This window comes from Rhodomicrobium udaipurense JA643, from assembly GCF_000636015.1.
In the GTDB taxonomy this organism is placed as follows: Bacteria; Pseudomonadota; Alphaproteobacteria; order Rhizobiales; family Rhodomicrobiaceae; genus Rhodomicrobium; species Rhodomicrobium udaipurense.
Map to the genome: position 1 here is coordinate 1 of NZ_JFZJ01000126.1, position 8,856 is coordinate 8,856.

General features: G+C 62.6%; 9 protein-coding genes. 6 read left to right on the forward strand and 3 right to left on the reverse strand.

Annotation, left to right across the window (positions count from 1 at the left end):
• Positions 1 to 467: 467 nt before the first annotated feature.
• The gene (locus tag T281_RS14295; RefSeq protein WP_155955271.1) at positions 468 to 845 is read right to left on the reverse strand and encodes a hypothetical protein; all 378 of its coding nucleotides are present in this window, start codon (positions 843 to 845) and stop codon (positions 468 to 470) included.
• A 35-nt stretch (positions 846 to 880) separates the two neighbouring features.
• On the opposite strand from T281_RS14295, the gene T281_RS14300 reads away from it, so the two are divergent.
• The 4 genes from T281_RS14300 (at position 881) to sciP (ending at position 5,446) form a co-directional block, all read left to right on the forward strand.
• Positions 881 to 1,957 carry an RluA family pseudouridine synthase gene (locus tag T281_RS14300; RefSeq protein ID WP_037240682.1) on the forward strand — a complete coding sequence of 359 codons (1,077 nt, stop codon included), beginning with the start codon at positions 881 to 883 and terminating at the stop codon, positions 1,955 to 1,957.
• A gap of 103 nt (positions 1,958 to 2,060) precedes the next feature.
• Positions 2,061 to 2,987 carry an RNA polymerase sigma factor RpoH gene (gene rpoH / locus T281_RS14305; protein ID WP_037240685.1) on the forward strand — a complete coding sequence of 309 codons (927 nt, stop codon included), beginning with the start codon at positions 2,061 to 2,063 and terminating at the stop codon, positions 2,985 to 2,987.
• Positions 2,988 to 3,378: 391 nt separating this feature from the next.
• Entirely contained in the window at positions 3,379 to 4,989 is a 1,611-nt protein-coding gene (aceB, locus tag T281_RS14310; RefSeq protein ID WP_052037521.1) for a malate synthase A, read from the forward strand.
• Between the two features lie 181 nt (positions 4,990 to 5,170).
• Entirely contained in the window at positions 5,171 to 5,446 is a 276-nt protein-coding gene (gene sciP, locus T281_RS14315; protein ID WP_013419537.1) for a CtrA inhibitor SciP, read from the forward strand.
• Between the two features lie 21 nt (positions 5,447 to 5,467).
• On the opposite strand, the gene T281_RS14320 is transcribed toward sciP, so the two are convergent.
• Positions 5,468 to 5,851 carry a hypothetical protein gene (locus T281_RS14320; RefSeq protein WP_155955272.1) on the reverse strand — a complete coding sequence of 128 codons (384 nt, stop codon included), beginning with the start codon at positions 5,849 to 5,851 and terminating at the stop codon, positions 5,468 to 5,470.
• A gap of 247 nt (positions 5,852 to 6,098) precedes the next feature.
• Here T281_RS14320 and T281_RS14325 point away from each other — a divergent pair, with 247 nt between their 5' ends.
• A complete protein-coding gene (locus tag T281_RS14325; protein ID WP_081796820.1) occupies positions 6,099 to 7,199 on the forward strand; it encodes a polysaccharide deacetylase family protein in 1,101 nt (366 codons plus the stop codon).
• On the forward strand, positions 7,196 to 7,705 hold the full coding sequence (locus T281_RS14330; protein ID WP_052037523.1) for a GNAT family N-acetyltransferase: 510 nt from the start codon (positions 7,196 to 7,198) through the stop codon (positions 7,703 to 7,705). Before T281_RS14325 ends, T281_RS14330 begins: the two co-directional genes overlap by 4 nt.
• A gap of 72 nt (positions 7,706 to 7,777) precedes the next feature.
• Here the strand turns inward: T281_RS14330 and acuI are convergent, their stop codons facing one another.
• Entirely contained in the window at positions 7,778 to 8,767 is a 990-nt protein-coding gene (gene acuI, locus T281_RS14335) for an acrylyl-CoA reductase (NADPH) (protein ID WP_037240691.1), read from the reverse strand.
• Positions 8,768 to 8,856 lie beyond the last annotated feature (89 nt).

The following is an 8,856-nucleotide window of genomic DNA, read 5'->3' on the forward strand; positions in this document are numbered from 1 at the left end:
GTAGGAGAATCGAACTCCTGTTTCAGCCGTGAGAGGGCCGCGTCCTGACCGCTAGACGAACGGGGCGAGCGAAGCCATACATTAGAATGCGCCGCGCCATCGATCAAGCGCAAAACCGACGACACGCACCGAAACTTGAGCCGATCGAAGCGCCGGGGCTTTGCGCAGGCAGCCCATGGGCGAATGACGTGACGTCAAGCGCGAGGCGGACGTAACGGCGGCCTTTCAGTTGGCTTTTTGGAGGCCGATCCTTGTCACTTTCGCCGCCCTCTTTGGCACCTGCCCGCCACGGGTGCGGGGAGACCGCGGGTTTGCCTTGTCACCAGGAACCAGTCCATCCCTGCCCCCCATGGGGCGGGAGGCCGAAGCAGCGGCATCATCTGCACGAGCATGCCCCAGCTGCCCCCATGGGTGCGGGGAGGCCGAAAGCGCGCCGACCGCCGCTGTCGCCCTTTGGCCGCTGCCCCCTACCGGCGCGGCACTTGAAACCGGCCGCGCTCCTGCCCACTTAGGGGGTCGAGTACGATAATCGTGTCGCTACCCTCCCCCTTATAGTGCAGAATGATCGATCCGTTGTCCGCGGATACGCTCCTGAGTTCGCCCTGCCCCAGGGCAAGCGTTTGCGCATAAGGCGTGGTCGCGGGCGCTGCGGCCGGGCTTGACAGAGCGGGCCTCGTCGCGGATGCCGGGCCAGAACTGAGTTTCGCCGCCTGCCGCGCCACACCGTAAAGGAGCGCGATGATGCCGGCGATAAGCAATGTCGTCATGATCGTGACGGCAATCTTGAGCATGCGGACGCGTTCGGGCGTCCAGGGGCCGGGGACCGGGCTTTGCGCGTTTGTCATGGTGACGGCTTTCAAGAGGGGCAGGCAAAGGGTCAATGACGAGCGACGAATTTTCTCCCGCCCGCTATGAAGCTTCAGAAGACGACGCGGGCGTGCGCCTCGATCGCTTTCTCGCGAGCCGGATAGAGACACAAAGCCGGGTGCGCCTGCAAGACCTTATTCGCGCGGGCCACGTGGTGCGCCTTGCGGCGGGGCGCGACGCCGAGGCCTCGACGGATCCGAGCGCGAAGGTGCGTCTCGGCGATACGTTCGAAGTCACGACACCGCCCGCCGAGGATTACGCCGTCGAGGGCGAGGCCATCGAACTCAACGTCGTTTACGAGGACGCCAGCCTGATCGTGATCGACAAGCCGGCGGGCCTCGTCGTGCATCCCGGCGCGGGCAATCCGAACGGGACGCTCGTCAACGCGCTGATCGCGCATTGCGGCGACAGCCTTTCCGGCATCGGCGGTGTGACGCGGCCGGGGATCGTGCACCGGCTCGACAAGAACACCAGCGGGCTGATGGTCGTCGCGAAGACGGACAAGGCGCATCGCAGTCTGTCGGCGCAGTTCGCCGACCACGGACGGACGGGCGCGCTGCGCCGCGAATATCTGGCGCTGGTGTGGGGAGAGCCGCAGCCGACGTCGGGGCGGATCGAGGCTCGGATCGCGCGGCATCCGGGGTCGCGGATCAAGATGGCGGTGGTGCGCAATGGCGGGCGCGAGGCTGCCACGATTTATGCAATCGAGCGTGTCTTCCGGCTTGGAAATGTCGAAAGCCAGAGCGCGGCAACGGGGAAGTGGAACAAAACGGCCACGCTGAGTGTCCTTAGATGCAAACTGGAAACGGGCCGCACTCATCAGGTGCGGGTGCATCTCGCGCATATCGGCGTTCCTCTGGTAGGGGATTCCGTTTATGGCGCCGGTTTTAGAACGAAAGCGCTTGCCCTCCCGGACGAAGCGGCAAGGAATTTTGCGTGTGCCGAGAGACAGGCGCTTCACGCTGCGGGCTTAAGGTTCGAACATCCTTCGTCACGGAAGGTTCTATCTTTCGAGAGCCCGCTGCCTGAAGACATCGCGCAATTGTGTAACGCTCTTGAAAGGTTCGATGCAAAACTGTCCAAGAATTAAGATGCAGACGCATAGCGGGAAGCGTAATGTGGGTTCAATCGTTCCGGAAACGCGAACGAGTTCTCCAACGGCAGCGGGTCATCCGATGCGGAGGGTTTGAAGCATGAGTTCATTGCCGTCAGTCGCTGCAAGTGGTGGCCTCGCCCGCTATCTCGAAGAGATCCGGCGTTTCCCGATGCTTGAGCCTCAGCAAGAATACATGCTCGCCAAACGTTGGCAAGAGCACGAAGACGCCAAGGCAGCGCAGAAGCTCGTTACGTCGCACCTTCGCCTTGTGGCGCGCATCGCCATGGGCTATCGCGGCTACGGGTTGCCCATCGGTGAAGTCATCTCCGAAGGCAATGTCGGGCTGATGCAGGCCGTCAAACGCTTCGATCCGGACAAGGGCTTCCGCCTTGCCACCTACGCTATGTGGTGGATACGCGCTGCCATTCAAGAATATATTCTGCGCTCGTGGAGCCTCGTGAAGATGGGCACCACGGCGAGCCAGAAGAAGCTTTTCTTCAACCTGCGCAAGGCGAAGAGCCAGTTGCAGGCGCTGGAGGAGGGCGATCTCCGCCCCGATCAGGTCAAGACCATCGCGACCAACCTCGGCGTGCCGGAAGAGGACGTTGTGTCGATGAACCGCCGCCTCGGTGGCGACGCTTCGCTCAACGCTCCGCTGCGCGCCGACTCGGAAAGCGGCGAGTGGCAGGATTGGCTCGTCGACGAGGGGCCGAGTCAGGAGACGCAGCTCGCTGAAAGCGAGGAGTTGAGCCGCCGCCGTGAATATCTCGGAGCGGCGATGGATAGTCTGAACGAGCGCGAACGCCGCATCTTCACAGCGCGCCGCCTCGCCGACGATCCGCTCACACTCGAAGAGCTGTCGTCCGAGTTCAACGTCAGTCGCGAGCGAATCCGGCAGATCGAGGTGCGCGCGTTCGAAAAGGTGCAGAAGGCGGTCCAAAAGGCCGCCCTCAAGGCGGAAGCACCGCGCAGCCCGGTTTCCGGCGGCGGAATGCCAGCATTCTCGGCTTCTGCGGCACAATAACGCCACCGTTACAAAAGCATCAAAAGCCAGCCTTCGCGCTGGCTTTTTCTGTGCCCGGATGTGAGAGCGCCGCCACCGCTTCTGTCCCCGCAACACCCCACGCCCACACCGCCGCGCAGCTGATTAAGCCCATGCAGCAACCGGCACCGGTGCCCCCATCGCTAGCGGCCGCTACGGAAATTTCGGCCACGCCTCCCTCGCAATCCAGCTCGTCCTGCGGCCGGGAGCAAAGCGGCACTCCTTTGCATTTATTGGAAGTCACGCTCAAATTCGCCAAGCCGCATAGACCGAAGATTTCACTCGGTTGTACTACTCAGTGGGTATGGACGCGCTTGGTCGACTGCATTTGAATGGATCAAAACGAGGCTTCACCTCGAATGGGAGAACGACCATGTCTGCTGCCCCGATCCTGCATCTGCCGCTGCCCGACGGCATGAAGATCACAGGCCCGATCGAACCCGGCTATGACCGGGTGCTGACCGCGCCCGCGCTCGACTTCATCGCCGAACTGCATCGCCGCTTCGAGCCTCGGCGACGCGAGCTTATGGAGGCGCGCGGCGTACGGCAGGCGGCGTGGGACAGCGGCGCGTTGCCCGATTTTCTGCCGGAGACGAAGAAGATCCGCGAGGTGGACTGGACCATCGCGGGCATCCCGGACGACCTGACCGACCGGCGCGTGGAAATCACCGGGCCGACGACGCGCAAGATGATCATCAACGCGCTGAACTCCGGCGCGAAGGTGTTCATGGCCGATTGCGAAGACTCGTTGTCGCCGACATGGGCGAACGTCGTCGAAGGCCAGATCAACCTCGCCGACTACTGGCGCGGCGAGGTTGATTTCACCGAGGAAGACACCGGCAAATCCTACGCGGTCGGGCCGAACCCCGCCGTGCTGATGGTGCGTCCGCGCGGCTGGCACCTTGTCGAGCGTCATATGACGGTGGACAAGCAGCCGGTCGCGGGCGCGCTCTTCGACTTCGGCCTCTATTTCTTGCATAACGCGCAAGCCGCGCTGGCGAAGGGCAGCAGCCCTTACTTCTACCTCCCGAAGATGGAGAGCCACCTCGAAGCGCGTCTCTGGAACGAGGTGTTCCTGTTCGCCGAGGAGCACTTGCAACTCCGCACCGGCACCATCAAATCAACGGTTCTGATCGAGACGTTACCGGCCGTTTTCGAAATGCACGAAGTCCTCTACGAGCTTCGTGACCATATCGTCGGCCTCAATTGCGGGCGTTGGGACTACATCTTTTCATACATCAAGACGCTGCGCACGAAGCCGGATCGCATCCTGCCCGACCGCGGCCAGGTGGTCATGAGCAAGGCGTTCCTCAAGGCCTATGCCGAGCTTCTGATCCAGACATGTCACCGGCGCGGCGCGTTTGCCATGGGCGGCATGTCGGCGTTCATCCCGAACCGCCGTGACCCCGAAGTGAACGACAAGGCCCTTGCCGCCGTTCGCGAGGACAAGCTACGCGAGGTGACCTACGGCCATGACGGCACATGGGTGGCGCATCCCGACCTTGTGCCGATCGCGCTCGCCGTATTCGACGAGCACATGCCGAAAAAGAACCAGCTTTCGAAGCTGCGCGAAGATGTCGCAGCTGGACAAAAGGAGCTGCTCCAGCCGCATGACGGCACGCGCACGGAAGAGGGGCTTCGCGTCAACACGCGCGTCGGCATTCAATATATCGAGGCGTGGCTGCGCGGGAATGGCGCGGTGCCTTTGTATAATCTGATGGAAGACGCAGCGACGGCCGAGATTTCGCGCACCCAAAACTGGCAATGGCTGCATCATGGCGCGACGCTGGAAGACGGCCGCAAGGTCACGCCCGAGCTGATCGAAGCGATCATCTCCGATGAGATGCTACAGCTTCGCGAAAAGGTTGGTGCGGACTACGAGAGCGGGCGTTTTTCGGAAGCGATCACCTTGTTTCGCGACCTTGTCATGAGCGGAGAACTCAATGCGTTCCTGACGCTTCCTGCTTACAAGCTGATCGAATGAGGCGGGACGTCTTCGTCAAAGAAGTAAAAGCAGAAACGAAAGTACACCAAAAGCGTGTATCAGTACATTAAGCAACCAAAGGTGGTGGATGGGAAGGTTTTTTATACCGACCCGGTTAAGCGCGTTTTAAATAGGTCGCAATAAAGTTCACCTCAGGTCTTTGATCGCGTGTGAGAGTACTATGACCGACTTGTTCCGCCCTCGCCTTCGCTATGTGCTCGGCCCCGATGGGAGTCCGCTGACCATCGCGGATCTTCCTCCACCGAATACGAAACGCTGGGTTATTCGCCGAAAGGCTGAGGTTGTCGCGGCTGTTCGCGGCGGCCTTCTGAGCCTCGACGATGCATGCCAGCGCTATAAGCTGACGATTGACGAGTTTCTGAGCTGGCAACGCCTCATAGACCGGCACGGTTTGCCGGGCCTGCGGGCGACCAAGGTTCAGGACTACAGGAACTGATGCGCAAAAGGCGGCGGCTGCCTATTGAGCCGCCTTGCCTTGCGCCGCTGCGTTGTCGAGGAACAGCAACCCGTCTTCAAGAGAGACAATCTCGGGTCCGTCGAACTCATAGTCCTCGCCATCCGCCAGACGGATCACGCAGCTTTTTTCGCAAAGCGCTAGCTGTTCGCCTGCCTTGATGATCTGTTCCGCCTGTTTGTCGCCTTCAATGACGATCAATGTTTGATCGGTAGCGTCGCGATTTGTCACGGATATGCCGAAAGCGGACGCCGGCAACAGCGCGAAGGGCGCGATCATGAGTATCCTGCAAGCCAGCCGCATGGTTCCCTCGGGGCGTGTGGTACGACGGTGATACGGGCTATGCTTACAGGAGGATGCGGAAAAAGGGGAAGAGTTCTCTTCCACCTTTTCCTCGCCAACAATTCCTATTTTTTCCCGCCCTTTTTGGGTGGGGCCTTCTCTTCGGCTTTGCCTTTCGGCTTCGCGGCTTCCTTCGGCTTCGCTTCAGGTTTCTTTGCCATCGTCGTATCACCTTTGAAGAACGCGCCAAATCGAATAGGCGCATCACGGAGTTTGCGAGCAACTTTACCGGAGCGCAATTAAAATCTGCGCCCGGCAGTAGAACCTGCTCCCGCCTGAGAGAAGAACGAGCATGACCCGCCTTGCCCACTTGATCGCCCTATGTATAGCCGCTACCGTTGCTTGCTCCCTGGAGGCCAGGGCGCAGGGGCACGCCTCCGGGGGAGCGTGCTGGTCGACTGCCGAACTCGCGGGCAAGCCGGGCGAAAAGGCAATCCACCGAGAGACTTACGATCCCACCATCGAGCCGCGCGACCAGGCCGAGCCGCTCGCCCCCGTGGCGCCGGCGCTTCGCGGCTCCATTCGTAGCGTCAAGCTTCCGCCGGGCGAAAAGCTCGTCGCGCTCACCTTCGACCTCTGCGAAAACGCGTGGGAGGTGTCGGGCTACGATGCTTCGATCTTCGACACGCTGCGCAAGGCGGGCGTAAAGGCCACGTTTTTTGCGAGCGGAAAGTGGCTGATGGACCACAGCGAGCGGGCCCAGCAACTCATGGCCGATCCGCTGTTCGAGGTCGGCGCGCATAGCTGGACGCATAGAAATTTCCGTCTCCTGCCGCCCGACGAAATGCGGCGCGACCTTTCGCTCAATCTCAACGCGGACGGTCGCCTTCGCCGCGAGCTTTCCGGCCGAAGCTGCTATCGCCCCGGCACAGGCCCGGTTGACGCCAGCCGCCCGCTCGTCTTCCGCTTTCCGTTCGGTACCTGCAACACAGAGGCGCTCGACGCGGTGAACGACGCCGGGCTGCTCGCCATTCAATGGGACATCCCGACCGGCGACCCGGCACCCGCCCAAAGCGCCGACGCCATCGCGAAAAGCGCCGCCGCCGCGAAGCCCGGCTCGATCATCGTGATGCACGCGAACGGGCGCGGCCATCATACGGCGGAGGCGTTGCCGCACATGATCGATGAGTTACGGAAGCGCGGCTTCGGGTTTGCTACGGTGAGCGAGTTGATCGCGAAGGGCGCGCCGGTCATCAAGGACACCTGCTACGAGCTCAAGCCGGGGGATAATGTGAAATACGACAAGCTTTTCCCGGCTGCAAACAACAGCGCGCAGCCGCCCGCCGCCGCTGCGAAGCACGCACCCGCCGCGACCGGTTCGGGCGCGGATGTCAAGAGCACTGCCCCGACAGCGACGCACCCCGCCGCGCCAATCACGGCGGACAGGCCATGACTGCCTCGCTGCACGGCCCGTTCGAAAACGTGCGTCACGATTTGGGCGACGCGCTCATCCTGAGGCCCCTCAAGCCCGAAAACACGAAAGCGCTCGGCGCGGCTATGGCGGAGATCCCGCCCTGGTCGGTCGTCAACTGGAGCGCGCCCAGCATCGCCGCTTCGTTGCAGAGGGAGATTCCGGCCCTGACCCGGTTCGAGGTTCTTCAGGATAGGCGGCTCGCGGGCATCGTCGCGATCCAGAATCCGTTCCTGCACGGGCCTTATCTCCAGCTTTTCTGCGTGCTGCCGGAGTTTCAAGGGCGCGGACTCGGCCATCGCCTGCTGCAATGGATTGAGGACGAGGCGCACAAAGGCGGCGCGCGCCAGCTCTGGCTCTGCGTCTCCACGTTCAACACGCGCGCCGAGGCGCTTTATCGGCGCTTCGGTTTCGAGCAGGCCGGGCTTCTCGACAAGCTCGCGATCGACGAGTCGGACGAAATTTTCATGCGCAAGCGGCTGTTTTGAAAGCGGCAGCCGAAACCACCGCTCCAAGTTTCTGTTCGGGCGTGATCGGCGTCCGCTTTTGCAGATCATGCCCTACGCCACCTCAAGGACGACGCGGCCGCGAACCTTCCCGGCGAGGATGTCTTCGGCGAGCGTGACCGCATCCTTCCACGAGTGCGTTGTCGTCAGCGCGGCGAGCTTCGCGCGGTCGAGGTCTTGCGCAAGCCGCGCCCAGGCTTCGAGCCGTTTCGCCTTCGGTGCCATGACGGAGTCGATGCCCGCCAGCGTCACGCCGCGCAGGATGAACGGGGCGACGCTTGCGGGGAGGTCCAGACCTTGCGCGAGCCCGCATGCCGCGACCGTGCCGCCATATTTCGTCTGCGCGAGCACGTTCGCGAGCGTATGGCTGCCGACGGAATCGACCGCGCCCGCCCAGCGCTCACGCCCGAGCGGCTTGCCCGGCGCGGAAAGCTCCTGCCGCGCCACGATCTCCGACGCGCCGAGCGATTTCAGGTAGCCTTCCTCTTCCGGGCGGCCGGTGGATGCATGCACCGTGAAGCCGAGCTTCGACAGCAGCGCCACCGCGACGCTGCCGACGCCGCCGGACGCGCCCGTGACAAGCACAGGCCCCTTGTCTGGCGTCACGCCATGCGCTTCGAGCGCCAGCACGCACAGCATCGCCGTGTAACCCGCCGTCCCGATGGCCATCGCGTCGGCGCGCGAAAGCCCGGCGGGCAGCGGCACCAGCCATTCGCCCTTCACGCGGGAGAATTGCGCGTAGCCGCCAAGATGGGTTTCGCTCGTGCCCCAGCCGTTCAGCACAACCTCATCGCCGGGGGTGAAGTCGGGATGCGACGAGCTTTCGACGACGCCCGCGAAATCGATGCCGGGCACCATGGGCCAGCGGCGCACCACCGGGGCCTTCCCCGTGATGGCAAGGCCGTCCTTGTAGTTTACGGTCGAATGCGTGACGCGCACTGTGACATCGCCCGGCATGAGGTCCGCATCCGAAAGCTCGGTCCACGCGACGGCCTGACCGGTTTCGGTTTTCGTGAGAAGGAGCGCTTCGAACTTTTCCGTCATGGTCGAACTCTCATCGCGATTGAAACAGGATTGCCCGCAGCCGGGCGGTTTTCGCGATTATAGGAACGTTCGTCCTCTGCCGCGACATG

Excerpts from the sequence above, each read along its gene's own strand:
- T281_RS14295 (WP_155955271.1), bottom strand. The coding sequence starts at position 845 with ATGACAAACGCGCAAAGCCCGGTCCCCGGCCCCTGGACGCCCGAACGC.
- T281_RS14300 (WP_037240682.1), top strand. The coding sequence starts at position 881 with ATGACGAGCGACGAATTTTCTCCCGCCCGCTATGAAGCTTCAGAAGAC.
- rpoH (WP_037240685.1), top strand. The coding sequence starts at position 2,061 with ATGAGTTCATTGCCGTCAGTCGCTGCAAGTGGTGGCCTCGCCCGCTAT.
- aceB (WP_052037521.1), top strand. The coding sequence starts at position 3,379 with ATGTCTGCTGCCCCGATCCTGCATCTGCCGCTGCCCGACGGCATGAAG.
- sciP (WP_013419537.1), top strand. The coding sequence starts at position 5,171 with ATGACCGACTTGTTCCGCCCTCGCCTTCGCTATGTGCTCGGCCCCGAT.
- T281_RS14325 (WP_081796820.1), top strand. The coding sequence starts at position 6,099 with ATGACCCGCCTTGCCCACTTGATCGCCCTATGTATAGCCGCTACCGTT.
- T281_RS14330 (WP_052037523.1), top strand. The coding sequence starts at position 7,196 with ATGACTGCCTCGCTGCACGGCCCGTTCGAAAACGTGCGTCACGATTTG.
- acuI (WP_037240691.1), bottom strand. The coding sequence starts at position 8,767 with ATGACGGAAAAGTTCGAAGCGCTCCTTCTCACGAAAACCGAAACCGGT.